Annotated in this window: 19 protein-coding genes; 5 read left to right on the top strand and 14 right to left on the bottom strand. The window is 62.6% G+C overall.

The features are described 5' to 3' along the window. Positions 1-76: 76 nt before the first annotated feature. Positions 77-2,506 (top strand): TonB-dependent siderophore receptor, encoded by a 2,430-nt coding sequence (locus AC5PZ0_RS16935; RefSeq protein WP_493855363.1) that lies wholly within the window; start codon positions 77-79, stop codon positions 2,504-2,506. 123 nt (positions 2,507-2,629) lie between these two features. Here the strand turns inward: AC5PZ0_RS16935 and AC5PZ0_RS16930 are convergent, their stop codons facing one another. Genes AC5PZ0_RS16930 through AC5PZ0_RS16915 form a run of 4 tightly spaced genes read right to left on the bottom strand, consistent with a single transcriptional unit; the run spans position 2,630 to position 6,072 of the window. Next, positions 2,630-3,787: an osmoprotectant ABC transporter ATP-binding protein OsmV gene (locus AC5PZ0_RS16930; RefSeq protein ID WP_339548981.1), complete on the bottom strand. Its 1,158-nt coding sequence runs from the start codon at positions 3,785-3,787 to the stop codon at positions 2,630-2,632. Next, complete coding sequence (locus AC5PZ0_RS16925) at positions 3,784-4,437, bottom strand: ABC transporter permease (protein ID WP_008090677.1); 654 nt, start codon at positions 4,435-4,437, stop codon at positions 3,784-3,786. The genes AC5PZ0_RS16930 and AC5PZ0_RS16925 overlap by 4 nt, the downstream gene beginning before the upstream one ends. Then, positions 4,434-5,345: a glycine betaine ABC transporter substrate-binding protein gene (locus AC5PZ0_RS16920; RefSeq protein ID WP_265970354.1), complete on the bottom strand. Its 912-nt coding sequence runs from the start codon at positions 5,343-5,345 to the stop codon at positions 4,434-4,436. Before AC5PZ0_RS16920 ends, AC5PZ0_RS16925 begins: the two co-directional genes overlap by 4 nt. A gap of 13 nt (positions 5,346-5,358) precedes the next feature. Next, a complete protein-coding gene (locus AC5PZ0_RS16915; RefSeq protein WP_027595567.1) occupies positions 5,359-6,072 on the bottom strand; it encodes an ABC transporter permease in 714 nt (237 codons plus the stop codon). Between the two features lie 400 nt (positions 6,073-6,472). Here AC5PZ0_RS16915 and AC5PZ0_RS16910 point away from each other — a divergent pair, with 400 nt between their 5' ends. The 3 genes from AC5PZ0_RS16910 to AC5PZ0_RS16900 all read left to right on the top strand — a co-directional run bounded on the left by AC5PZ0_RS16910 (position 6,473) and on the right by AC5PZ0_RS16900 (position 8,838). Beyond that, positions 6,473-6,841, top strand: a complete 369-nt coding sequence (locus AC5PZ0_RS16910) for a type II toxin-antitoxin system RelE/ParE family toxin (protein WP_186675578.1) — start codon at positions 6,473-6,475, stop codon at positions 6,839-6,841. Beyond that, positions 6,825-7,154: an XRE family transcriptional regulator gene (locus AC5PZ0_RS16905; protein WP_238210419.1), complete on the top strand. Its 330-nt coding sequence runs from the start codon at positions 6,825-6,827 to the stop codon at positions 7,152-7,154. The genes AC5PZ0_RS16910 and AC5PZ0_RS16905 overlap by 17 nt, the downstream gene beginning before the upstream one ends. A 100-nt stretch (positions 7,155-7,254) precedes the next feature. After that, positions 7,255-8,838 carry a peptide chain release factor 3 gene (locus tag AC5PZ0_RS16900; RefSeq protein ID WP_027595568.1) on the top strand — a complete coding sequence of 528 codons (1,584 nt, stop codon included), beginning with the start codon at positions 7,255-7,257 and terminating at the stop codon, positions 8,836-8,838. Between the two features lie 326 nt (positions 8,839-9,164). On the opposite strand, the gene AC5PZ0_RS16895 is transcribed toward AC5PZ0_RS16900, so the two are convergent. Both AC5PZ0_RS16895 and AC5PZ0_RS16890 read right to left on the bottom strand, forming a co-directional pair. Continuing rightward, complete coding sequence (locus AC5PZ0_RS16895; RefSeq protein ID WP_238210417.1) at positions 9,165-10,571, bottom strand: NAD(P)/FAD-dependent oxidoreductase; 1,407 nt, start codon at positions 10,569-10,571, stop codon at positions 9,165-9,167. A 64-nt stretch (positions 10,572-10,635) separates the two neighbouring features. Then, entirely contained in the window at positions 10,636-11,445 is an 810-nt protein-coding gene (locus tag AC5PZ0_RS16890; protein ID WP_493855362.1) for an AraC family transcriptional regulator, read from the bottom strand. 232 nt (positions 11,446-11,677) lie between these two features. Here AC5PZ0_RS16890 and AC5PZ0_RS16885 point away from each other — a divergent pair, with 232 nt between their 5' ends. Beyond that, a complete protein-coding gene (locus tag AC5PZ0_RS16885) occupies positions 11,678-12,568 on the top strand; it encodes a hypothetical protein (RefSeq protein ID WP_027595571.1) in 891 nt (296 codons plus the stop codon). A 213-nt stretch (positions 12,569-12,781) separates the two neighbouring features. On the opposite strand, the gene AC5PZ0_RS16880 is transcribed toward AC5PZ0_RS16885, so the two are convergent. From AC5PZ0_RS16880 to AC5PZ0_RS16845, 8 genes are all read right to left on the bottom strand, one after another. Then, positions 12,782-13,750 carry a peptide ABC transporter ATP-binding protein gene (locus AC5PZ0_RS16880; protein ID WP_099428382.1) on the bottom strand — a complete coding sequence of 323 codons (969 nt, stop codon included), beginning with the start codon at positions 13,748-13,750 and terminating at the stop codon, positions 12,782-12,784. Next, entirely contained in the window at positions 13,750-14,718 is a 969-nt protein-coding gene (locus AC5PZ0_RS16875; protein WP_027595573.1) for an ABC transporter ATP-binding protein, read from the bottom strand. Before AC5PZ0_RS16875 ends, AC5PZ0_RS16880 begins: the two co-directional genes overlap by 1 nt. Positions 14,719-14,728: 10 nt before the next feature. Beyond that, positions 14,729-15,655 carry an ABC transporter permease subunit gene (locus tag AC5PZ0_RS16870; protein ID WP_027595574.1) on the bottom strand — a complete coding sequence of 309 codons (927 nt, stop codon included), beginning with the start codon at positions 15,653-15,655 and terminating at the stop codon, positions 14,729-14,731. A 10-nt stretch (positions 15,656-15,665) separates the two neighbouring features. Continuing rightward, the gene (locus AC5PZ0_RS16865) at positions 15,666-16,676 is read right to left on the bottom strand and encodes an ABC transporter permease subunit (protein ID WP_493855361.1); all 1,011 of its coding nucleotides are present in this window, start codon (positions 16,674-16,676) and stop codon (positions 15,666-15,668) included. Positions 16,677-16,767: 91 nt separating this feature from the next. Beyond that, on the bottom strand, positions 16,768-18,363 hold the full coding sequence (locus tag AC5PZ0_RS16860) for an ABC transporter substrate-binding protein (protein WP_493855360.1): 1,596 nt from the start codon (positions 18,361-18,363) through the stop codon (positions 16,768-16,770). Positions 18,364-18,447: 84 nt separating this feature from the next. Beyond that, positions 18,448-19,827 (bottom strand): OprD family porin, encoded by a 1,380-nt coding sequence (locus AC5PZ0_RS16855; RefSeq protein WP_493855359.1) that lies wholly within the window; start codon positions 19,825-19,827, stop codon positions 18,448-18,450. A gap of 188 nt (positions 19,828-20,015) precedes the next feature. Further along, positions 20,016-21,608 carry an ABC transporter substrate-binding protein gene (locus AC5PZ0_RS16850; protein WP_493855358.1) on the bottom strand — a complete coding sequence of 531 codons (1,593 nt, stop codon included), beginning with the start codon at positions 21,606-21,608 and terminating at the stop codon, positions 20,016-20,018. Between the two features lie 153 nt (positions 21,609-21,761). After that, on the bottom strand, positions 21,762-23,387 hold the full coding sequence (locus tag AC5PZ0_RS16845; protein WP_493855357.1) for an ABC transporter substrate-binding protein: 1,626 nt from the start codon (positions 23,385-23,387) through the stop codon (positions 21,762-21,764). Between the last annotated feature and the right edge of the window lie 13 nt (positions 23,388-23,400).

The raw sequence follows: 23,400 nt of genomic DNA, 5'->3' as shown, positions 1-23,400 counted from the left end.
CGCCAGCTGCAACTGCCAAGCATTTCCATTTGCATGCGGTTGGCGTTTATCCCGAACTTCAGGATGTCTTGACGACGTGAACAACAACAAGCCTTTCCCACGCGTGCGCGCCCTGGCGCTGGCCCTTGCGGTCAGTGCCGTGGCCGTCAACAGCCAGGCCGAGCAGGCCGGCACTGCCATTCAGATCCAGGCGCAACCGCTGGCTTCGGCCCTAAGCCAGCTGGGCCAGCAAACCAACCTGCAGCTGTTCTACAGCCCGGAACTCGTGGCCGGTAAACAGGCCCCGGCAGTGTCCGGCAACCTGGCGCCGGTGCAGGCCCTGCACCAGTTGCTGCAAGGCAGCGGGCTGACGTTCGAGGTGTCGCAGGACACCGTGGTGGTCAAGCCACTGCCCACCACGCTCGACCTGGGCAGCGGTAGCCTGGAGCTGGCGCCCACCGACATCAAGGTTGTCGGTGACTGGCTGGGCGATGCTGACCAGGCCGTGGTCCAGAACCACCCAGGCGCGCGCACCGTGGTGCGGCGTGAGGCCATGGTGGAGAAGGGCGCGATGAACGTGCGTGACGTGCTGCGCGGTATCCCTGGCGTACAGGTGCAGGATTCCAATGGCACCGGTGGCAGCGACCTTTCACTGAACGTTGGCGTGCGCGGCCTGACCTCGCGTTTGTCACCACGCTCGACCGTGTTGATCGATGGCATCCCGGCTGCCTTCGCCCCCTATGGCCAGCCGCAGTTGTCGATGGCGCCGATCTCTTCGGGCAACCTCGACAGCATCGACGTGGTGCGCGGTGCCGGCTCTGTGCGCTATGGCCCGCAGAACGTCGGTGGGGTGATCAACTTCGTCACCCGGGCAATCCCGGAGCAGGCCTCGGCGCAACTTTCCACCACCCTGGAAACCTCGCAGCACGGCGGCTGGAAGCACACCGAATCGGCCTTCGTCGGCGGCACCGCCGACAACGGCATGGGCGTTGCGCTGTTGTACACCGGGGTGAACGGCAACGGCTACCGCGAGAGCAACAACGGCAACGACATCGACGACGTCATCCTCAAGACTCACTGGGCGCCGACCGACGTCGACGAGTTCTGGCTCAACTTCCACTACTACGATGGCCGTGCCGACATGCCCGGTGGCTTGACCCAGGCTCAGTACGACAGCAACCCGTACCAGTCGCTGCGTGACTACGACTACTTTGCCGGCCGGCGCAAGGACGTGTCGTTCAAGTGGCAGCGCCAGCTCGACGACGCCACCCAGTTCGAAGTGCTGACCTACTACACCGACAGTTTTCGCGGCAGTGCCATCGCCTCGCGTGACATGAAGACCTTGTCCTCGTACCCGCGCAACTACCACACCTTCGCCATCGAGCCGCGGGTGTCGCGGATCTTCTTCGCCGGCCCGACCACCCAGGAAGTCAGTGTTGGCTATCGCTACCTGAAAGAAGCCATGCGCGAGCAGTCGACCCGCCTGGCGCTGATCGACAACGTACCGACGTCGACCCCGACCTCCGATGGCCACGTGTTCCAGGACCGCAGCGGCGGCACCGAAGCCAGCGCCTACTACATCGATGACAAGATCGACGTCGGCAACTGGACCATCACCCCGGGCGTGCGTTTCGAGCACATCAACACCGACTGGCGCGACCGCCCGGTGCTGGACGCCAACAACCGCCCGGTGGCGGAGAAAAAGCGCAGCATCACCAGCAACGAGCCGCTGCCGGCGCTGAGTGTGATGTACCACCTCTCCGACGCCTGGAAGGTGTTCGCCAACTACGAGACCTCGTTCGGCAGCCTGCAGTACTTCCAGCTGGGCCAAGGCGGCACCGGCAACAGCACGGCCAATGGCCTGGAGCCGGAAAAGGCCAAGACCTACGAGGTTGGGACGCGTTATGACAATGGCGGCTTCGCCGGTGAGCTGACAGCGTTCTACATCGACTTCGATGACGAGCTGCAGTACATCAGCAACGATGTCGGCTGGACCAACCTGGGCGCCACCAAGCACCAAGGGATCGAGGCGTCGGTGCGCTATGACCTGGCCGGGCTGGATGCACGGCTGGAGGGGCTGTCGGTCAATGGCGGCTATACCTATACCCGCGCGACCTACGAGGGGGAGATTCCTGGTTTCAAGGGCCGTGATCTGCCGTTCTATTCACGCCAGGTGGCCACTGCCGGCGTGCGTTACGCGGTCAACCACTGGACCTGGAACCTGGACGCCTACGCCCAATCCAAGCAGCGCGCGCCGGGTACCGGTATCAATGCCGATGGCAGCTTCAATGGCGACTACATCACCGAGCCGAGCGCCGATGGGCAGTATGGCGACATTCCGGGCTACGTGACCTGGCATGCCCGCGGTGGGTACGACTTCGGGCCGAAGCTGTCCAACCTGACGCTGGCGGCGGGGGTGAAGAACCTGTTCGACAAGCAGTACTTCACCCGTTCCAGCGATAACAATGCGGGGATTTATGTGGGTGAGCCGCGGACGTTCTATGTGCAGGCCAGTGTAGGGTTCTGATACCGCGACGCCTGCTTCGCGGGACAAGCCCGCTCCCACAGGACTTTTGCAAGCCTTGAGGCTGGTGCTTAACCTGTGGGAGCGGGCTTGCCCCGCGAATGGGGCGCAAAGCGCCCCCGGCTTTTATGAAATCACCGCCTCAGCCGGCGACACGATCGAAGTCTTCGCCCCCCGCGAACGCCCCGAACTCAGGTAAGCCGCAATCGACTCCTGCGTCACCTCGCCCAAAAACACCTGCTCGGCATCCAGCACCGGCAACCACGCCCGATTGAACTCGTACATCCGCGACAGCAGGATGCGCAAGTGCTCATCGTGCGACGCCGTAGCGTTGAATTGGCGCAGGAAGTCGCCACAGGTCCCTTGCTGGCGGTGCATGTCGCGCCGGCGCACATAGCCCATCGCCTTGTTCTGCGCATCGGTCACTACCACATAGCGGCGGTCGTGCTCGTCCAGCAGCTCCAGCGCATCGCTCACCGGCGTCTCCGGGCTTACCGACGGTGCGTTGTCTGCCGCATCCTCGGCGCGCACCAGCAACAAGCGTTTCAATGTGCTGTCCTGGCCGACGAAGTTGCTGACAAAATCATCCACCGGGTGCGCCAGCAGGGTGTCCGGGTGGTCCAGCTGCAACAGCTTGCCGGCACGGAAGATGGCAATCTTGTCGCCCAGCTTGATCGCTTCGTCGATGTCATGGCTGACCATGATCACGGTCTTGTTCAGCGCCCGCTGCATCTCGAAGAACTCGTTCTGGATCATCTCGCGGTTGATCGGGTCGACCGCGCCGAACGGCTCGTCCATCAACAGCACAGGGGCCTCGGCCGCCAGGGCGCGGATCACGCCAATACGCTGCTGCTGGCCGCCGGACAGCTCGCGTGGGTAGCGCTGCAGGTACTGCTTGGGTTCGAGCTTGATCATGTGCATCAGCTCGCGGGCGCGGTCGTGGCACTTCTGCTTGTCCCAACCGAGCAGGCGCGGGACCACGGTGATGTTCTCTTCGATGGTCATGTTGGGGAACAGGCCGATCTGCTGGATCACGTAGCCGATGCGCCGGCGCAGGGTCACTTCGTCCAGCGCGCTGGTGTCTTCGCCATTGATGAACACTTGGCCGGAGGTGGGGGTGATCAGGCGGTTGATCATCTTCAGCGTGGTGCTCTTGCCGCAGCCCGAGGGGCCGAGGAACACGCAGATTTCGCCCTCGTTGACGGTGAGGTTGACCGCGTCGACGGCTTTGACGTCCTTGCCGTTGACGTTGAAGGTTTTGCTGAGGTTCTTGAGTTCGATCATGAGCGCAGTCCTTCTGGAGTCAGGGCACGTTGCAGGGTTTGCAGCAGCAGGTCGGCGATGATCGCCAGCAGGCTGACCAATACGGCGCCGACCAGCAGCATCGACATGTCGCTGCGGCTGATGGAGGTGAGGATGAGGACGCCCAGGCCGCCAGCACCGATGGTCGCGGCAATGGTCATCACGCCGATGTTCATCACCACGGCGGTGCGTACGCCGGCCAGGATCACCGGCACCGCGATGGGCAGCTCGACCATGCGCAAGCGCTGGCCGAAGGTCATGCCGATGCCGCGCGCGGCTTCACGGATGCCGGGCTCGACGTTGGTCAGCGCCAGGTAGGTGTTGCGCAGAATCGGCAGCAGTGAATAAAGGAACACGGCGGTGATCGCCGGCAGCGGGCCGAGGCCCTGGCCGAACTTGGAGTAGAACGGCAGCAGCAGGCCGAACAGGGCGATCGAGGGGATGGTCAGCAGCACCGTGGCACTGGCTTGCAGGGGGCCGGCGACGGCCGGGAAGCGAGTCATCAGGATGCCCAGTGGCACGCCGACGAGGATGGCCAGGCTGACGGCAATGCCGACCAACATGATGTGCTGCCAGGTCAATTGCAGGACCTGGGCCCAATCGAGGTGGGCGAAGGTGTCGAGCAGGCTCATGGCTGTACCTCCTTCAAGGGGTGTTCACGCAGGAAGGCTGCGGCCACGGCGGTCGGGTTCTGGTGTTCGACGTCGACCTTGGCGTTGAGCTGACGCATGGTGTCGTCGTCGAGCTGCTCGGCCAGCGGTTTGAGCAGGGCGGCCAGTTGCGGGTTGGCGTCGAGCACGGCTTTGCGTACGACAGGCGCAGCGGTGTAGTCAGGGAAGTAGTGCTTGTCGTCTTCGAGCAACTTGAGGTCGAACGCGTTCAGGCGCCCGTCGGTGGTGTAGACCAGCCCGGCGAACACCTGGTTGTTGTGCATGGCGGTGTAAACCAGCCCCGCGTCCATCTGGCGGATGTTGGCCCTGCCGACTTGCAGGTCGTACATGGCTTTGAGGCCGACCAGGCCGTCCGGGCGATTGGCGAACTCGGTGTCCAGGGCTACCAGGTGGTTGCGTTTGCTTTCGTCACGTAGCACCTGGTTGAGGTCGCTGATCGTATTCACCTGCGGGTAGGCCTCGGCGACCTCTTTAGGCAGGCCAAGGGCATAGGTGTTGCTGAATTTCGACGGGGTCAGCCAGATCAGGTCTTTTTTCGCATCAAGCGCCTTGACCTTGGCGTAAGTGGCTTCGGCGTTTGGCATGCGTTCATCGATGTGGTTGTACGACACCAACGACACACCGGTGTACTCCCACATCAGGTCGAGCTGGCCGGTTTCCTGCGCTTGGCGTGCAATGCTGCTGCCAAGGCCGGTGGTCACGCGCACATCGAAGCCGTTGGCGCGCAGGTATTGGGCGGTAATTTCGGCAAGCACGGTCTGTTCGGTGAACACCCTCGCACCGATACGCACCAGCGGTTTGTCCGCTGCCTGGGCAACACCTGTAAACAGCAGGGCTGCGCCGAGCAGCAAGGCGATTCTCTTCTTCATACGTTCCCTCGTCTTATTGGGCCAGGCCACGTTCCAGCCAGCGCTTGCTGGAGAAGCTCACCAGGGCGTCGAGCAGCAATGCCAGCAGCGCCGTACACGCGGCGCCCAGCAGCAGCTGCGGCTGGTTGTTCAAGGCAATGCCAGGGAAAATCAGGCTGCCCAGGCTGTTGGCGCCAATCAGGAATGCCAGGGGTGCGGTGCCCACGTTCAGCGCCAGGGCTACACGCACACCGCCGACGATGATTGGCACGGCATTGGGCAGTTCCACCTGCCACAGTTGCTGGCGCGGGGTCATGCCGATGCCGGTGGCGGCTTCCTTGAGCGAGGCGGGGACGTTTTTCAGGCCTTCGTAAGTGTTGCGCACGATGGGCAGGAGGGAGGCGAGGAACAGCGCGAAGATCGCGGGCCCGGCGCCGATGCCCAGGATACTGAGCGCGATGGCCAGAACGGCCAGCGGGGGGATGGTGTTGCCAACGTTGAAGAACTGCATGAAGCGCTCGGCTTTGTCGACCCGGTGCGGTCGACTTAGCGCAATGCCAGCGGGGATGCCCACGGCCAACGCCGCCGCCATCGAAGCCAGCACCAGTATCAGGTGCGCTTGCAGGTAGAACCCAAGATCGTCGCGGTAACGCGCGATCGTGTCGATGCCGATCCAGTGGATCAGCAGGGCCAGGATGACGAGCACGGTGGCGCATCCCAACAGCCCTTTTCCGTAGCGTGTAGCCACAGGCGGACTCCTTGTGTTGTCGGCGAGCACACTCTTTTTTTGGCCGGCCATACCTGGCAGCGAGTGGTGTGTTCGCGAGTAGCAGCGTGAAGCAACCGAAGGCTGCGATCAGGCCATGAGCCGAACCCCGTCGGGCCCGAAAAAGCTGATGAAACCAGTCCCCAACCGAAGCGGGTTGCAGGGGAGTGGACGTCTCCGAGGGCGTAAAGGTTCCCATCTGAGGCGGCATTTGGCCAGTGTTAATCACTGGGAGAGGTGTTTTTTCATACGAGAAAACAACGTTATTCCTACGTAAAGGCGTTGGTTTACCTGCTATCAATCCAATTGTGCTGATGGACAAAATTCCCCTCTCGTTTCTTTCAATATTTACTTGAGGGAATATTCCTCTGGAGGTATTTTGTTGGCGTGGACGATCAGATTTTGTGAGGAGTTCATCAGCGATTTCGATGCGTTGGATGACAGCGTTCAGGAGCGAATGCTGGGTCACCTGCGGTTGCTGCAATCATCAGGGCCAGCGCTTGGGCGACCTCATGTCGATACATTGAATGGATCCCGATATCCGAACATGAAGGAGTTGAGATTCACTGGGCGCAATGCGGTCTGGCGGGTCGCATTTGCTTTTGATCCTGACCGTCAGGCAGTCATCCTGGTGGCAGGTGACAAGTGCGGTGTCGGGGAGCACAGGTTTTATCAGGGGTTGATCAAGCAAGCAGACGCTCGCTTTGAGAATCACCTGTCGAGAGGAGAGAAAGATGTCCAAGACACTTGATGAGGTCATCAACGGATTGTCCCCTGAACGCAGGGAGCGGGTGGAGCAGCTGGGGCGTCAATTGATTCGCGAAGAAATGACGCTTCAGGCATTGCGTAAACAGCTCGAATTCACTCAAGAAGGTTTGGCAGAGCGTCTGGACATTCGTCAGGGCAACATATCCAAGGTGGAGAAGCGCAGTGACATGTTGATTTCGACCCTGCGCAGTTATGTGGAAGCATTGGGTGGCACCCTGGAGCTCGTCGTTCATATGCCTGGCCGTCCACCTGTAACGCTTGACGGCTTTTGTGAGGATCAGGCAAAGCGCGCCTGATTGACCGTCATTGACCAACGGCGGGGATCAAATTTTGGTCCCCGCCCAACTTCAGGTATGATATCGCCCCTTTTTGAATCCCCCAGTCAGGCGATTTCCCATGACCAACCAGGCCGCCGAAGTCGCGAAGCGCCGCACTTTCGCCATTATTTCCCACCCCGACGCCGGTAAGACCACCATCACCGAGAAGCTCCTGCTGATGGGCAAGGCCATTGCCGTCGCCGGTACCGTGAAGTCGCGCAAGTCCGACCGCCACGCCACCTCCGACTGGATGGAAATGGAGAAGCAGCGCGGCATCTCGATCACCACCTCGGTGATGCAGTTCCCGTACCGCGAGCACATGATCAACCTGCTCGACACCCCCGGCCACGAAGACTTCTCGGAAGACACCTACCGCACCCTGACCGCAGTGGACTCGGCGCTGATGGTGCTCGACGGCGGTAAAGGCGTAGAGCCGCGCACCATCGCCCTGATGGACGTCTGCCGCCTGCGCGACACGCCCATCGTCAGCTTCATCAACAAACTCGACCGTGACATCCGCGACCCGATCGAACTGCTCGACGAGATCGAAGCCGTTCTGAAGATCAAGGCCGCGCCGATCACCTGGCCGATCGGTTGCTACCGCGATTTCAAGGGCGTGTACCACCTGGCCGGCGACTACATCATCGTTTACACCCCGGGCCACGGCCATGAGCGTACCGAGGTCAAGATCATCGAGAAGCTCGATTCCGATGAAGCCCGTGCGCACCTGGGTGACGAATATGATCGCTTCCTCGAGCAGCTTGAGCTGGTTCAGGGCGCTTGCCACGAATTCGATCAGGACGAGTTCATCAATGGCCAGCTGACGCCGGTGTTCTTCGGTACCGCACTGGGCAACTTCGGTGTCGACCATGTGCTCGACGCCGTTGTCGACTGGGCGCCGCGCCCGCTGGCCCGTGTGGCCCACGAGCGTACCGTGGAGCCGGTGGAAGAGAAGTTCACAGGCTTCGTGTTCAAGATCCAGGCGAACATGGACCCGAAACACCGCGACCGTATCGCCTTCATGCGCATCTGCTCGGGCAAGTACGAGAAGGGCATGAAAATGCGCCACGTGCGTACCGGCAAGGACCTGCGCATCGGTGACGCGCTGACCTTCTTCTCTTCCGAGCGCGAGCAGCTGGAAGAAGCCTTTGCTGGCGACATCATCGGCCTGCACAACCACGGCACCATCCAGATCGGCGACACCTTCACCGAAGGCGAGGCGCTGGGCTTCACCGGTATTCCGCACTTCGCTCCAGAGCTTTTCCGCCGTGTGCGCCTGAAAGACCCGCTCAAGTCCAAGCAGTTGCGTCAGGGCCTGCAGCAATTGGCCGAAGAGGGCGCGACCCAGGTGTTCTTCCCAGAACGCAGCAACGACATCATCCTCGGTGCGGTCGGTGTGCTGCAGTTCGACGTGGTCGCCAGCCGCCTGAAGGAAGAGTACAAGGTCGAATGCGCCTACGAGCCGATCACTGTGTGGTCCGCGCGCTGGATCAGCTGTGACGACAAGAAGAAGCTCGAGGAATTCCAGACCAAGGCCATGGAGAACCTGGCCATCGACGGTGGCGGTCACCTGACCTACCTGGCGCCGACCCGGGTCAACCTGTCGCTGATGGAAGAGCGCTGGCCGGACGTCAAGTTCCGCGCTACCCGCGAACACCACTGACCCCAGGGCTGATCTAGCCCCCTGTAGGCGCAGCCTTGTGCTGCGAAGAGGCCGGTAATATCACCCACATTAGGTGGTGGTTTCACCGGCCTCTTCGCAGCACAAGGCTGCTCCTACAAAAAGCCCTGTTGATGCTGATTGCCCAGATCCGTGTCTGCGCCACCCGCGAACACCACTGATCCCAGGGCTGATCAAGCCCCCTGTAGGAGCAGCCTTGTGCTGCGAAGAGGCCGGTAATAACACCCACATAGGTGGTGGTTTCACCGGCCTCTTCGCAGCACAAGGCTGCTCCTACAAAAGCCATGCTAATTGCACCTGCAGCTTTATCACTGCATGAAGCCTTCCATGAAGTCTGCGAGCGAGCTGGCCAGGCGCCGCCTCCAAGGCGCGCTGGCGGGGTTGGCGAGGGTTCGGTCCTCGTGCACGAAGCTTTGGATGATCGCGTTGTAGCCCAGCCAGCGGCAGGGCTCGGCCGGCCAGGTGGCCAGGCTCGACAGCGGACGGTTGTCGAGCACCCAGGGTTGTGCGGTCAGTGCGTTGTGCTGGTTGAGAATCAGCGCAGCCAGGGTGCGCCCGCCGAGGTTGGTGGCACCGACGCCTTCGCCGCCGTAGCCGCCGGCCAGGGCAATACCGCGTTGGCGGTCGCACAGCATGTGCGGGCGGAAGCGCCGGGCCATGCCCAGGTTGCCGCCCCAGGAATGGGTGATGCGCACATGCTTGAGCTGGGGGAACAGCTCGCTGAATAGGTAGCGGCGCAGGTCAACCTCGGCATCGGTCAGGGTGAAGTCTTCGCGTAGCCGGCCACCGAAGCGGTAGCCGCCGCGGGCGCCGAACACCAGGCGATTGTCGGCCGTGCGCTGGCCATAGGTAACCTGGCGGCTGCTTTCGCTGAACGCCTGGCCCTGGCTCAGGCCGATCTGCTCCCAGGTCGATTCCGGCAGTGGCTCGGTGGCCACCAGCAGGCTCTGCACTGGCAACTGATGCTTGCCCAGCGGTGGCAGGCTGGCGGCGTAACCTTCCACAGCGGGCACCGTCCACTGGCAGCGGATGCGTGCCAGCGGGGTACGCACTTCACCCGGCTGCCAGTCGATGGCAGGGGTGTTCTCGTAAATCGGCACGCCGAGGTTTTCTACCGCCCGGGCCAGGCCGCGCGCCAGCTTGGCTGGCTGGATCGTTGCGGTGTGCGGGCTGTAGATCGCACCGTAGGCGTTGCTGACCCGCAACTGGGCGTCCAGCTGCTCGGGGCGCAGCCAGCGGTAGTCATCCTCGGTCATGCCCTGGCGATAGAGGTCGTCCAGGTAGGCGCGCAGGCTGCGCTCCTGCTCGGGGTAGCGGGCAGCGCAATACAGCACGCCACCTTTGCGGTAATCGCAGTCGATGGCTTCGCGTTGCAGCACGGCGTGCACTTCATCGGGAATGCCGTGCAGCAGGTCGATGCTGGCGCGGCGTTGTTGCGGCGACAGGCTGGCCAGCAGGCGGTCCTCGCCGAGCAGGTTGCCCATCAGCCAGCCGCCATTGCGCCCGGAGGCGCCGAAGCCGGCGATGTTGGCCTCGATCACCGCGATGTTCAACTGTGGCGCCTGGCGCTTGAGGTAGTACGCGGTCCACAGGCCGGTATAACCGGCGCCGATGATGCACACGTCAACGTCGAGGTCATCGCGCAGTGCCGGGCGCGCGCACAGCGGCTCGTCGAGCTGGTCCATCCACAGGCTGAGCGTGCGCAGGGGTTGCATCGGGTTCGGCTCCACATCGGTCAAGGTCTGTGGGCGATCCTAGTGCTGTCAGCCAGCGGCTGTCTTACGTGCGTGCACGCAGAGAAATTTGCTTGAGGTAGGCCTTGGGCGTGAGTCCGGTGTTTTCGCGGAAGCACTTGTAGAACGCCGACAGCGAATTGAAGCCCGCGCTGAATGCCAGGTCGTCGATCGGAGCCTGGGCAGTATTGTCGTCCAGGCTGGCCATCAGGTGCTGCAGGCGCGCCTGGTTGACGTAGCGGTAGAAGCTTTGGCCCAGCACCTGGTTGAGCAGGTAGGAGATCTGGTTGCGGCTGTAGCCGCTGGCATCGGCGACCTGTTGCAGGTCCAGTTCCGGGTCGAGGTAGGGGCGTTGACGCTGAAAGTAGTGCTCAAGGTCCTGGGCCATGGTCGACAGCTGGCGCGGCGAAAGCCCGAGGCGGCTGGTGGCCGGTCGCGGGCCGGCGTTGGTCAGGCCCTTACCCTGCTGTCGCACCAGCGTGGCGTATTCGTTGACCCGCCAGATCAGGCCATCCTTGACGGTGATGGCCTCGCTGGACTGGAACGCGACCAGGCCTTCGCCGCCTTGCACGGTGACTTGGTACTGGATGAAAGCTGTGCAGCCATCGATGCGGATACGGTCGCTGTGGACGATATCTTCACCCGCCTCACGTGGCAGGCTGGCGCGCACGTAGTCGCGCAGGCCGTTGAAGCCGAGCACGCGGTTCTGGAAGAAGTCGTGGTACCGCACGTCTGGGTGATACAGCGCAATGACGCCGTCGAGGTCGCGGTGCTTCCAGCACAGGTGATAGCGCATCACGGTTTCGGCGGTGATGGGCGTTTGTTCGGGGCCGTCGGCAGGGGGGGTAGGACGCATTGGCAAATAGTGCCGGGGGCAGTGGCGGTAGGCAAGCCAGTGGGCGCGGCCAGAAGACATTGCATAAACCCTGAGCCTGTACGAGCAAACCGGGTGTTTTGCACGACTCCAGGAAACGTGTTTGAGCTAACCCGTTGATTCGCTTGAAAGTCATTTTTTGACACATGTGGCACGGCCTCTGCACCGATCATCACGCGACTGGTCCCGATGCTCACAATAAAGGCGAAAAACCATGATCCCCTCTGCCGAATATCCGTATGTCGATTCCCAGAATCGTTCAGGCGTGTCCTGGGCGGCCATCTTCGCGGGTGCCGCTGCTGCTGCCGCGCTGTCTTTGATCCTTGTGGTGCTCGGTGCGGGGCTTGGCTTTGCCGCCACTTCGCCCTGGGCAGATGAAGGCGCCAGCGCCCAGACCTTGGGCGTGTCGGCGATCATCTGGTTGTTGTTGACGCAGATTCTCGCTTCAGGCCTGGGCGGCTATATCGCCGGCCGGCTGCGGGTGAAGTGGGCCAATCTGCATGGCGATGAAGTGTATTTCCGCGACACGGCCCATGGCTTCCTCGCCTGGGCAGTGGCCACGCTGGTTGCGGCCATGCTGATCGTTGGCACCGTCGGTGGTTTGGCCGGTGCGGGCGTGCAGGCCGGGGCGACGGCGGTTGGGGCGGCTGCGAGCATGGCGCCCAAGCCTGATGCCAATGGTTACTTCGTCGACAGCCTGTTCCGTAGCGATGGCCCGGCAGCGGTCAGCGACGATGCTGCCAATGGCGTAGCGGCGCGCATCCTGGCCAAGTCCATCGCGCAGGGTGGCACGCTGGCTGAAGGTGACCGCGCGTATCTCGCGCAATTGGTGGCCCAGCGTACCCGCTTGAGCCAGGCGGAAGCCGAAGCACGGGTAGATGAAGTGTACGCCCAAGTGCAGCAGGCCAAGGTGCAGGCAAAACAGGCGGCTGATACGGCGGCCAAAGTGGCGGCCTGGACGGCGCTGTGGACCTTCGTTGCGCTGCTCTGCGGTGCGTTCTTTGCCAGCCTGGCTGCGTTGTTCGGTGGCCGTCAGCGTGATCGCGTGCTGTGGCTGGAAGGGGAAGGCGTGGGCTACACGACCCATCGAAGCATTCAACGTTAAGGAAGGAGAAACAACATGCGCTCATTACTGCTGTGGATGCTTGGGGTACCGATTCCGGTGATCATCCTGATCGCGATATTCATGCATTGAGACGATGGGGCCGCTTTGCGGCCCTTCGCGGGGCAAGCCCGCTCCCACAGATCTCACACTGTTCTTGAGGGCAGTGTGATACCTGTGGGAGCGGGCTTGCCCCGCGAAGAATGTCACACCGACCTAGAGAAATTGCTCTGCATAATGGCAGGCGACTTGCCGGGTTCCCACTTGCCTGAAGGCCGGCACTTCAACAGCACACCGCTCCGTCGCATACGGGCAACGCTTGTGAAACGCGCAGCCATCCGGCGGGTTCAATGGGTTGGGTAATTCCCCCGCAATGCGAATCTTAGGCTTCAACGGGTCTGGATGAATCGCCGGCGTTGCCGACAGCAATGCCTGTGTATAAGGGTGCAGCGGCTTCTCGTAGATATCCGCCTTCGGCCCCATCTCCGCCGGCCGCCCCAGGTACATCACCAACACCTGATCCGCCACATGCCGCACCACCGCCAGGTTGTGCGAGATGAACACGTAAGCGGTGTTGAATTCCTTCTGCAGGTCCATGAACAGGTTCAGCACCTGTGCCTGGATCGACACGTCGAGTGCAGAGGTCGGCTCGTCCGCCACCAGCACCTTGGGCTGCAGCATCATGGCCCGGGCCAGGGCGATACGTTGGCGCTGCCCCCCCGAAAACATGTGCGGGTAGCGCTGGTAGTGCTCGGGTCGCAGGCCGACCTGCTCCATCATCTTCTGCACTTTCTCGCGCCGCTCGGCCTTGTTCAGCGAGGTATTGATCAGCAGTGGCTCGGCCAGTTGGTCGCCGATCTTCTGGCGCGGGTTCAGCGAGGCATACGGGCTCTGGAAGACCATCTGCACATCGCGGCGCAATTGCTTGCGCTCGGCCTTGCTGGCGCCTGTGACCTCGGTGCCGGCGATCTGCAGCGAGCCGGAGGAGGGCTCTTCGATCAAGGTCAGGGCGCGGGCCAGGGTCGATTTGCCACAGCCGGATTCACCGACCACAGCCAGGGTCTTGCCGGCCTCCAGCTCGAACGATACGCCATTGAGCGCACGCACCAGGGCATGGCCCTTGAACAGGCCGCGGGATACTTCGTAATGGCGAGTCAGCTCGCGGGCAGTAAGTACGACGGCCATCACGCCACCTCCTGGTTCAGCGGGTAGAAGCAACGCACCAGGCTGTGTGCCTGGGGGGCGAGGGGCGGGCGTTGTTGCCGGCAGTTGTCCTGCACATACGGGCAGCGCGGCGACAGCAGGCAACCTTGCGGCCGGTCGTAACGGCCAGGGACGATGCCGGGCAGGGTGGCCAGGCGCTCGGCGCCCAGGCTGTGCTCGGGGATCGCTGCCAGCAGGGCTTCGCTGTAGGGGTGGGCGGGGACGTCGAACAGCTCGGGCACCTGGCCCACTTCTACCGCTTGCCCGGCGTACATCACACACACGCGCCGGGCGGTTTCAGCCACTACGGCCAGGTCATGGGTAATGAGAATGAGCGCCATGTTGCGCTCTTTCTGCAGGTTGACCAGCAGCTCCATGATCTGCGCCTGGATGGTCACGTCGAGGGCGGTGGTGGGTTCGTCGGCGATCAGCAGCTTGGGTTCGCCGGCAATCGCCATGGCGATCGCCACGCGCTGGCTCATGCCGCCAGACAGCTGGTGCGGATACGCGTCCAGGCGGCTTTCCGCGGCGGGGATTTCGACCTTTTTCAACAGTTCCAGGGCCCGCTGGCGCGCAGCCTTGCCCTTCAGGCCCAGGTGCTGGCGCAGCACTTCTTCAATCTGGTAGCCCACGGTGAAGCTCGGGTTGAGCGCGGTCATCGGGTCCTGGAAGACCATGGCGATGTCCTTGCCCACCACCTTGCGCCGCTGGCGGCCGCTGAGCTTGAGCATGTCGGTGCCGTTGAACGTCATGGTATCGGCGGTGATGCGCCCGGGGGCGTCGATCAGGCCCATCAGGGCCATCATGGTCACGGATTTGCCCGAGCCGGACTCGCCGACGATGGCCAGGATCTCACCGGCATCCACGGCCAGGTCCAGGCCATCCACTACCGGCACTGCATGGGCATCGCCGAAGCGCACATTGAGGTTGTTGATCTGCAACAGTGACATGGCGTTCTCCTCAGGCGGCGTTCTTGAGTTTCGGGTCCAGCGCATCGCGCAGTCCGTCGCCCATCAGGTTGATTGCCAGCACGCTGAGCAGAATGGTCACCCCCGGCAGGCTCACCACCCACCAGGCCCGCTCGATGTAGTCGCGGGCCGAGGCCAGCATGGTGCCCCACTCGGGGGTGGGCGGTTGCACGCCCAGGCCGAGGAAGCCCAGGGCCGCGGCGTCGAGGATCGCCGAGGAGAAACTCAAGGTGGCCTGCACGATCAGCGGCGCCATGCAGTTGGGCAGCACGGTGACGAACATCAGCCGCGGCAAGCTGGCACCGGCCAGGCGGGCGGCGGTGACGTAGTCGCGGTTGAGTTCGCCCATTACCGCGGCGCGGGTCAGGCGCACATAGGCAGGCAACGAGACGATGGCGATGGCGATCACCGTGTTGATCAGGCCAGGGCCGAGGATGGCGACGATGGCCACGGCCAGTAGCAGCGAGGGCAGGGCCAGCATCACGTCCATCAGGCGCATGATCGAGGGGCCGAGGAAGTGCGGAAAGAAGCCGGCCAGCAGGCCCAGCAGAATCCCCGGGATCAGCGACATCACCACCGACGACAGGCCGATCAGCAATGACAGCCGGGCGCCCTGGATCAAGCGCGACAGCAGGTCGCGGCCCAGTTCGTCGGTGCCGAGGATGAACTGCCAGGTACCGCCTTCGAGCCACACCGGCGGGGTCAGCAGGAAGTCGCGGTACTGCTCGCTCGGGTCATGCGGTGCGACCCAAGGGGCGAACAGGGCGCAGAACACCACCAGGCACATGAAGGCCAGGCCCATCACCGCGCCTTTGTTGCGCGAGAAGGCGTGCCAGAATTCCTTGTACGGCGAGGGGTAGAGCAGGCTTTGGTCCACCGGGCTGGCCGGTGCGACGGATTTTGCAATCGGGCTAGTCATGGCGAAGGCCTCAGCGCTGATGACGGATGCGTGGGTTGGCCAGGCCGTAGAGGATGTCCACGACGAAGTTGACCAGAATCACCAGGCAGGCGATCAACAGGATGCCGTTCTGGACCACGGGGTAGTCACGGGCACCGATGGCTTCGATCAGCCATTTGCCGATGCCCGGCCAGGAAAAGATGGTTTCGGTGAGCACGGCGCCGGCCAGCAGTGTGCCGACTTGCAGGCCGAACACCGTGAGCACCGGGATCAGCGCGTTACGCAGGCCGTGCACGAACACCACGCGGGCGGGCGACAGGCCCTTGGCGCGGGCGGTGCGGATGTAGTCTTCGCGCAGTACTTCGAGCATGGACGAGCGGGTCATGCGGGCGATCACCGCCAGCGGAATGGTGCCCAGTACGATGGCCGGCAGGATCAGGTGCATCACCGCATCCTTGAACGCGCCTTCTTCGTCACTGAGCAGGGTGTCGATCAGCATGAAACCGGTTTTCGGCTCGATGTCGTAGAGCAGGTCGATGCGCCCGGACACCGGCGTCCAGCCCAGGCTGACCGAGAAGAACATGATCAGGATCAGGCCCCACCAGAAAATCGGCATGGAGTAGCCAGCGAGCGAGATGCCCATCAACCCATGATCGAACAGCGAGCCCCGCTTCAGTGCCGCGATCACCCCGGCCAGCAGGCCGACGATGCCGGCGAACAGCAGGGCGGCGAAGGCCAGCTCCAAGGTGGCGGGGAACAGGGTGAGGAATTCGGTCCACACGCTCTCGCGGGTACGCAGCGATTCGCCCAGGTCACCCTGGGCGAGCTTGCCCACATAGTCCAGGTACTGGACCGGCAGTGGCTTGTTCAGGCCCAGGCGCTCCATGGCCTGGGCGTGCATTTCGGGGTCGACCCTGCGCTCGCCCATCATCACTTCCACCGGGTCGCCGGGGATCAGGCGTATGAGCGCGAAGGTGAGCAAGGTGATACCGAAGAAGGTCGGGATCAGCAGGCCCAGGCGCCGGGCAATAAAACTCAACATTGTCGGGGTTACCTCTTCAGGCCAGGCGGCAGTCAGCACGCCACGGCAGTGCCGCCGGTCCCCATGTGGGCTGCCGGCGGTCGTTGTTTTTCTACTTCACCCGGGTGGTGGCGAAGTTGTTGTTGGTCAGAGGGTTGATCACGTAACCCTCCACGTTGTCACGCATGGCGGTAAACACCTTCGGGTGGGCCATGCTGATCCAGGGCTGGTCGTCATCGTACACCTTCAATGCCTCGCTATAGAGCCTTGCACGCGCGTCGTTATCGATCACCTCGCGGGCTTGGGTGATCAACGCCTGGAATTTCGAGTTGCACCAGCGCGCGTAGTTCTCGCCATTTTTCGCCGCCTCGCAGCTGAGCAGTGGGGTGAGGAAATTGTCTGGGTCGCCGTTGTCGCTGGCCCAGCCGGTGGACACCAGGTCGGCTTCGCCTTTTTTGGCCCGGCGCAGCATCTCGGCCCACTCCATGACGCGGATGTCGAGCTTGATGCCAACCTTGGCCAGGTCTGATTGCAACATCTCGGCGGACAGCCGCGGGTTGGGGTTGGTCATGCCACCGCCGTTGCGGGTGAACAGGGTGATGACCGTACCCTCCGGCACACCGGCCTCCTTGAGCAGCGCACGTGCCTTGTCGAGGTCGCGGGGCGGGTTTTTGTTGTCGCGGTTGAAGCCGATCATTGACGGCGGGTAGGGGTTGATAGCGACCAGGGCGTTGCCTTTGCCGAACAGCTGATCGACGTGGGACTGGCGGTCGAAGGCCATGTCGATGGCTTTGCGCACCCGCACATCGTTGAGGTATTTGTGCTCTGTGTTCATGGCGATGTAGCCGGTAACCAGTGCTTCGGTGTTGGCGATCTTGAGCTTGGGGTCTGCCTTGATCGACGGCACGTCCTCGGGCTTGGGGTACAGCGCTACCTGGCATTCGTTGGCGCGCAGCTTCTGCAGGCGGACGTTGCTGTCGTTGGCGATGGCAAAGACCAGGGCATCGGCCGGTGGCTTGCCACGGAAATAGTCCGGGTTGGCCTTGTAGCGGACCTGTGCGTCCTTGCTGTAGCGCTGGAAGATGAACGGGCCGGTGCCGATCGGCTTGCTGTTGAGGTCGCCTGTCTTACCGGCCTTCAGCAACTGGTCGCCGTATTCGGCGGAGTAGATCGAGGTGAAACCCATGGCCATGTCACGCAGAAACGGTGCTTCCGGGCGGGTGAGGGTGATCACCACGGTTTGATCGTCAGTCTTGTCTACCGACTTGAGCAATTTGCCAAAGGCCATGCTTTCGAAATACGGGTAGCCGACGCTGGTCTTGTCGTGCCAGGGGTGTTGTGGGTCTAGCTGGCGATTCAGGCTCCACAGTACATCGTCGGCATTGAAGTCGCGGGTGGGCGTGAAGTAGTCGGTGGTGTGGAACTTCACCCCCTGGCGCAGGTGGAAGGTGTAGGTCAACCCATCGGCGGAGATGTCCCAGCGTTCCGCCAGGGCTGGCTGGATGTCGGTCGTCCCGGGGGTGAAATCGACCAGGCGGTTGAACAGGGTTTCGGACGAGGCATCGAACGTCACGCCCGTGGTGTACTGGACGACATCGAAGCCCTCGGGGCTGGCTTCGGTACACACCACCAGCGGCTTGGCCGCAAGCGGCGCGGCGCTGCCCAGGATGAGCGCTGCCAGGGCAGCGCGGAGCGGTAGCGATTTCATGAATACTCCCTGCAAGCTTTGATTCCAGCGTAGCCGCCACGGCCTGTTTTTTTCAGTGGGCGAAGCAGGCCGTGGCGTCATGGGTCAGAGGATGTTGAACGGAATGGTGGTCACCACGCGGAACTCGTCCAGGCTGCCATCGGCCTGGGCCTTGCTGGCGCGGTGTGCGGTATAGGTGGCGCGGATGCTGGTGTCTTTCAGCGGGCCGCTCTGCACCGCGTAGCTGGTGCCGATGCCCCACTCGTAGTGGGTCTCGCCGTCCATCCCCTTCACGTCATAGGCGGTGCCGCGGTAGTGCGTGCCATCGATGCCCCAGCCGCGGGCGTTGTACAGGTTGAACTTCAGGCCCGGCACGCCGTAGGGCGCCATGTTCAGCACATAGGAAATCTGCAGGGATTTCTCGTTGGGGCCGTTGAAGTCCGAGAGCAGCGAGTTGGCCAGGTAGATGCCGTTGGTTTCGTGCAGGTAGTCGAAGTACTCGTTGCCGTTGACCTGCTGCCAGGCTGCCGAAAGGGTGTGGGCCTGGTGGGTCAGGCCAAGCGACAGGCTGTAGGTGTCGTTGTCGATCTCACCCATCTTCTTGCTGCCTTCGTCCACGGTCTTGTAGTAGTTCAGACCGGTGCTCAGGCTGAGTACGGCGCTGTCACCCAGCACGTGGTTGGCGCCGAAGTAGTACTGGTTCCAGAAGTCGTCGACCTTGGTGGCGTACAGGCTGGTGGTCAGGCTCTTGAACGGCTGGTAGTTGACCCCGGTGGTGCTGGCGCGGTCGGTCTCGACGCCAGCGGCGCCGTACTCGCTGCGGAATTTGCTGAGGCTTTGCTCGGTGCGCGGCGAGACGCGGTCGAAGGTGCCCAGGTCGAACGAGAGGTTGTCGAATTCGGCACTGTGCAGAAAGGCACCCTGGAAGCTCGAAGGCAGAGCGCGGTTGCCGATGTAGGCGATCATCGGCGTGTCCACCGACTGGCGGCCGACGGTGAGTGTGGTGTTGGACACACGGGCTTTGATGTTGCCCAGGCCCAGTTTGCTCCACTGGCCAATGGGGTCGCCGTCGCTGTGGGTCAGCGTCCGGTTGTTGGGGCCGGCGATGGCCTCGCGGTCCTGTAGCAGGGCAACGGCGTTGTAGCCGGCCGCTTCAACGGCAAAGCCCACGGTGCCTTGGGTAAAGCCCGAGCTGTAGTTGAGGATGGTGCCTTGCAGCCAGTTCTCGCGGCTGTGGGTGTCGTGGCGGGTGCCGTCGCTTTTGTAGTACTTCCACAACGGGCCGCGGGTGGCGCGCTCGCGGGCGTACCAGTTGCGGGTAGAGCCAGACAGGCTCTGGCCGTCGATGAAGCCAGTGGCTTGTTCCTGTTCGTTGCCGGTCTTGAGGGTGAGCGGGACGTAGTCCTGGCTCTGAGGGTCGGCTTCGACCACGGAGCAAAAGCTGCCGATGGTTAAGGCCAGTGCGGTTGAGGTGAATATTCTCAAGGTGAAAGCTCCCTTTCCTTTTTCTAGTTATTACCGGCCTTGTGAGCCGGGTTTTTTGCTGCGGTGTTGCCAGGTTTGCCTGGGGTTGCCGGGCTAATCAGGGGGAGAGGTGTTGCCTGCACTGACCTCTTCGTGGGGAACCTGTGGGAGCGGGTTTACCCGCGAAGAGGCCGGTGCAGGTTGAAAAATCAATCAACACTCACACCGGAAAAATCATTGCGGCCAAAGGGGCTGACCTTGAAGTCGGAAACCTTGACACTGATCGGCTGGTTCACCGTGGAATGCGCCACCGGGGTAATCGGCACCTGTTGCTTGAGCCGCTGCTGGGCCTGGCGGTAGAGGGCGGTGCGCTGGTCGCGGTCGGTCACCTGCTTGGCCTGCTTGACCAGGCTGTCGTACTGCGGGTCGCACCACAGGGAGTAGTTGTTGCTGCCGATGGCGTCGCAGTTGTAGAGGGTGCCGAGCCAGTTGTCGGGGTCGCCGTTGTCACCGGTCCAGCCGATCAGGGCGATGTCGTGCTCGCCGCTTTTCATGCGCTTGAGGTACTCGCCCCATTCGTAGCTGACGATGCGCACCTTGAAGCCCAGCTTGTTCCAGTCGGCCTGGAGCATCTCGGCCATGAGCTTGGCGTTGGGGTTGTACGGGCGCTGCACCGGCATGGCCCATAGGGTGACTTCGGTGCCGTCCTTGACCCCGGCCTGCTTGAGCAGTTGCTTGGCTTTTTCCGGGTCGAACGGGGCGTCCTTGAGGCTGTCGTCGTAGGACCATTGGGTGGGCGGCATGGCGTTCACTGCCAGTTGCCCGGAGTCCTGATACACCGCCTGCAGGATCGCCTGCTTGTTGACTGCCATGTCCATGGCCTGGCGCACTTCCAGGCGGTCGAAGGGCGGGTGCTGGGTGTTGTAGGCGATGTAGCCGAGGTTGAAGCCGGGCCGTTGCAGCACCTCGAGTGTCTTGTCGGCCTTGAGCGCGGGCAGGTCGGCCGGCCGTGGGTGCAAGGTGACCTGGCATTCGTTGCGGCGCAGCTTCTGGATGCGCACCGAAGGGTCGGTATTGATCGAGAACACCAGGTTGTCGATCTTCACCTCGTCCGGTGCCCAATAGTCCTTGTTGCCCTTGAAGCGGATCTGCGCGTCCTTCTGGTAGCGCTGGAACACGAACGGCCCGGTGCCGATGGGTTGCTGGTTGATGTCGCTGGGGCGCCCGCGGGTCATCAACTGCTCGGCGTATTCGGCAGACAGGATGGACGCGAAGCTCATGGCAAGGTTCTGGATGAACGCGGCGTCGACCTTGTTCAGGGTGAACACCACGGTCAGCGGGCCGGCCTTCTCGATGCGGGCGATGTTCTTGTCCAGGCCCATGCTGACGAAGTAGGGGAACTCGGTGGAGTAGGCCAGCCGGAACGGGTGGCCCTTGTCGAGCATGCGGTTGAAGGTGAACAGCACGTCGTCGGCATTGAAGTCGCGGCCTGGGGTGAACGCCTTGTTGGCGTGGAACTTCACGCCCTCGCGCAGGTGGAAGGTGTAGCGCAGGCCATCCTCGGAGATGTCCCATTTGGTCGCCAGGGCCGGGTGCACGGCAGTGCCGCCGCGTTCGAATTCGACCAGGCGGTTGTAGATCGGCTCGGCGGCGTCGTTGTCGGTGGCGCTGGTGTACTGGGCGGTGTCGAAACCAGCCGGGCTGCCTTCAGAACAGAACACCAGGTTTTTCGCGAGCAGGGCCGGGGATTGGCTCATCAGGCCCAGCGCGAGCAGGGTCGAAAGGGCGGTGGCATGGCGCATGGCAAGTCCTTGTTCGTCTGTTTCGCCGCCTCGGGGTACGAATGGCGGCAACAGGTTGCCTATCCCGCTGCGGGTAGCAGCAGGCAGGCGTGATGGAGGTTGGCTGTGGTGGGGCAGGCACCCGCCGCGCGGCGGGTGCCGGGGGCTACCCTATTATTCGTCCACGCTGACGCCGTAGAAGGCATTCAGCGAGAACGGGCTGATCTTGAAGTCCTTCACCCTGACACTCATGGGCTGGTACACGGTGGAGTGGGCGATCGGGGTGATCGGCACCTGCTGCTTGAGGATGTGCTGCGCCTGTTGGTACAGCTCAGTGCGTTTGGCGGGGTCCGAGGTGGCTTTGGCCTGTTTGATCAGGTCGTCGTAGGGTTTGTAGCACCACTTGGAGAAGTTGTTGCCGTCGATCGCATCGCAGCCGTACAGGGTACCTAGCCAGTTGTCCGGGTCGCCGTTGTCGCCGCTCCAGCCGATCAGCATGGCGCCCTGTTCGCCGCCTTTGGAGCGCTTGATGTATTCGCCCCATTCATAACTGACGATCTTGGCCTTGATGCCGATCTTGGCCCAGTCCGATTGCAGCATTTCGGCCATCAGCTTGGCATTGGGGTTGTACGGGCGTTGCACGGGCATGGCCCACAGGGTGATCTCGGTGCCCTCCGGGATGCCAGCTTGCTTGAGCAGCTGCTTGGCCTTTTCCGGGTCGTAGGGGGCGTCCTTGATGCTGTCGTCATAGGACCACTGGGTGGGTGGCATGCCGTTTACCGCCAGTTGGCCGGCACCCTGGTAAACCGATTCGATGATCTTCTTCTTGTCCACCGCCATGTCCAGTGCCTGACGCACTTCGAGCTTGGCCATGGGGTTGGGCACGCTGCTGCCTTTGATTTTGTCCATCACGTTGTAGGCGATGTAGCCGACGTTGAAGCCGGCCTGTTGCGGCATCTGCAGGTTCTTGTCGGCCTTGAGCGGCTCGATGTCGGCAGGACGCGGGAACAGCGTGACCTGGCACTCGCCTTTCTTGAGCTTCTGCATGCGCACCGAGGCATCGGTGGTGATGGCGAAGATCAGGTTGTCGAGCTTCACGTCCTCGGGTTTCCAGTAGTCCTTGTTGCCCTTGAAGCGGATTTGCGCGTCTTTCTGGTACTTGCTGAACACAAATGGGCCGGTGCCGATCGGTTTCTGGTTGAGGTCGGCAGCCTTGCCGCCTTTCAGCAACTGGTCGGCATACTCGGCCGACTGGATGGACGCGAAGCTCATCGCCAGGTTCTGAATGAACGCGGCGTCCACCTCGTTGAGGGTGAAGCGCACGGTGTGCTCGTCGACCTTCTCGAGCTTGGCGATGTTCTTGTCCATGCCCATGTCGGTGAAGTAGGGGAATTCGGTGGGGTAGGCCTTACGGAACGGGTGGTTCTTGTCGAGCATGCGGTTGAACGTGAACAGCACGTCATCGGCATTGAATGTGCGGGTGGGCTTGAAGTAGTCGGTGGTGTGGAACTTGACCCCTTCGCGCAAGTGGAAGGTGTAGGTCTTGCCGTCGTCGGACACTTCCCATTTAGTCGCCAGGCCCGGGATCACGGCGGTACCGCCGCGTTCGAACTGGGTCAGGCGGTTGAACACGGTCTCGGCCGAGGCGTCGAAGTCGGTTCCCGTCGTGTATTGCCCTGGGTCGAAGCCAGCCGGGCTGCCTTCGGAGCAGAACACCAGGTTGGACGCTGCGTGGGCGAGCGGGGCGCCGGTCAGCAAACCTGCGCCTAGCAGGAACGGAATGACTGCGTGTTTGAGCATGGTGGCCTCATTG

The sequence above is a fragment of the Pseudomonas sp. 5.2 genome (assembly GCF_059025405.1).
The sequence above is the reverse complement of the archived record's forward strand: the minus strand, read 5'-3'. Positions and strand labels throughout refer to the sequence as shown.

What these genes read in the sequence shown, in the direction of transcription:
- AC5PZ0_RS16930 (WP_339548981.1), bottom strand. Translation starts at nt 3,787, where the DNA reads ATGATCGAACTCAAGAACCTCAGCAAAACCTTCAACGTCAACGGCAAG.
- AC5PZ0_RS16845 (WP_493855357.1), bottom strand. Translation starts at nt 23,387, where the DNA reads ATGCTCAAACACGCAGTCATTCCGTTCCTGCTAGGCGCAGGTTTGCTG.
- AC5PZ0_RS16860 (WP_493855360.1), bottom strand. Translation starts at nt 18,363, where the DNA reads ATGAAATCGCTACCGCTCCGCGCTGCCCTGGCAGCGCTCATCCTGGGC.
- AC5PZ0_RS16900 (WP_027595568.1), top strand. Translation starts at nt 7,255, where the DNA reads ATGACCAACCAGGCCGCCGAAGTCGCGAAGCGCCGCACTTTCGCCATT.
- AC5PZ0_RS16890 (WP_493855362.1), bottom strand. Translation starts at nt 11,445, where the DNA reads ATGCGTCCTACCCCCCCTGCCGACGGCCCCGAACAAACGCCCATCACC.
- AC5PZ0_RS16905 (WP_238210419.1), top strand. Translation starts at nt 6,825, where the DNA reads ATGTCCAAGACACTTGATGAGGTCATCAACGGATTGTCCCCTGAACGC.
- AC5PZ0_RS16920 (WP_265970354.1), bottom strand. Translation starts at nt 5,345, where the DNA reads ATGAAGAAGAGAATCGCCTTGCTGCTCGGCGCAGCCCTGCTGTTTACA.
- AC5PZ0_RS16880 (WP_099428382.1), bottom strand. Translation starts at nt 13,750, where the DNA reads ATGGCCGTCGTACTTACTGCCCGCGAGCTGACTCGCCATTACGAAGTA.
- AC5PZ0_RS16895 (WP_238210417.1), bottom strand. Translation starts at nt 10,571, where the DNA reads ATGCAACCCCTGCGCACGCTCAGCCTGTGGATGGACCAGCTCGACGAG.
- AC5PZ0_RS16870 (WP_027595574.1), bottom strand. Translation starts at nt 15,655, where the DNA reads ATGACTAGCCCGATTGCAAAATCCGTCGCACCGGCCAGCCCGGTGGAC.
- AC5PZ0_RS16925 (WP_008090677.1), bottom strand. Translation starts at nt 4,437, where the DNA reads ATGAGCCTGCTCGACACCTTCGCCCACCTCGATTGGGCCCAGGTCCTG.
- AC5PZ0_RS16850 (WP_493855358.1), bottom strand. Translation starts at nt 21,608, where the DNA reads ATGCGCCATGCCACCGCCCTTTCGACCCTGCTCGCGCTGGGCCTGATG.
- AC5PZ0_RS16885 (WP_027595571.1), top strand. Translation starts at nt 11,678, where the DNA reads ATGATCCCCTCTGCCGAATATCCGTATGTCGATTCCCAGAATCGTTCA.
- AC5PZ0_RS16875 (WP_027595573.1), bottom strand. Translation starts at nt 14,718, where the DNA reads ATGTCACTGTTGCAGATCAACAACCTCAATGTGCGCTTCGGCGATGCC.
- AC5PZ0_RS16865 (WP_493855361.1), bottom strand. Translation starts at nt 16,676, where the DNA reads ATGTTGAGTTTTATTGCCCGGCGCCTGGGCCTGCTGATCCCGACCTTC.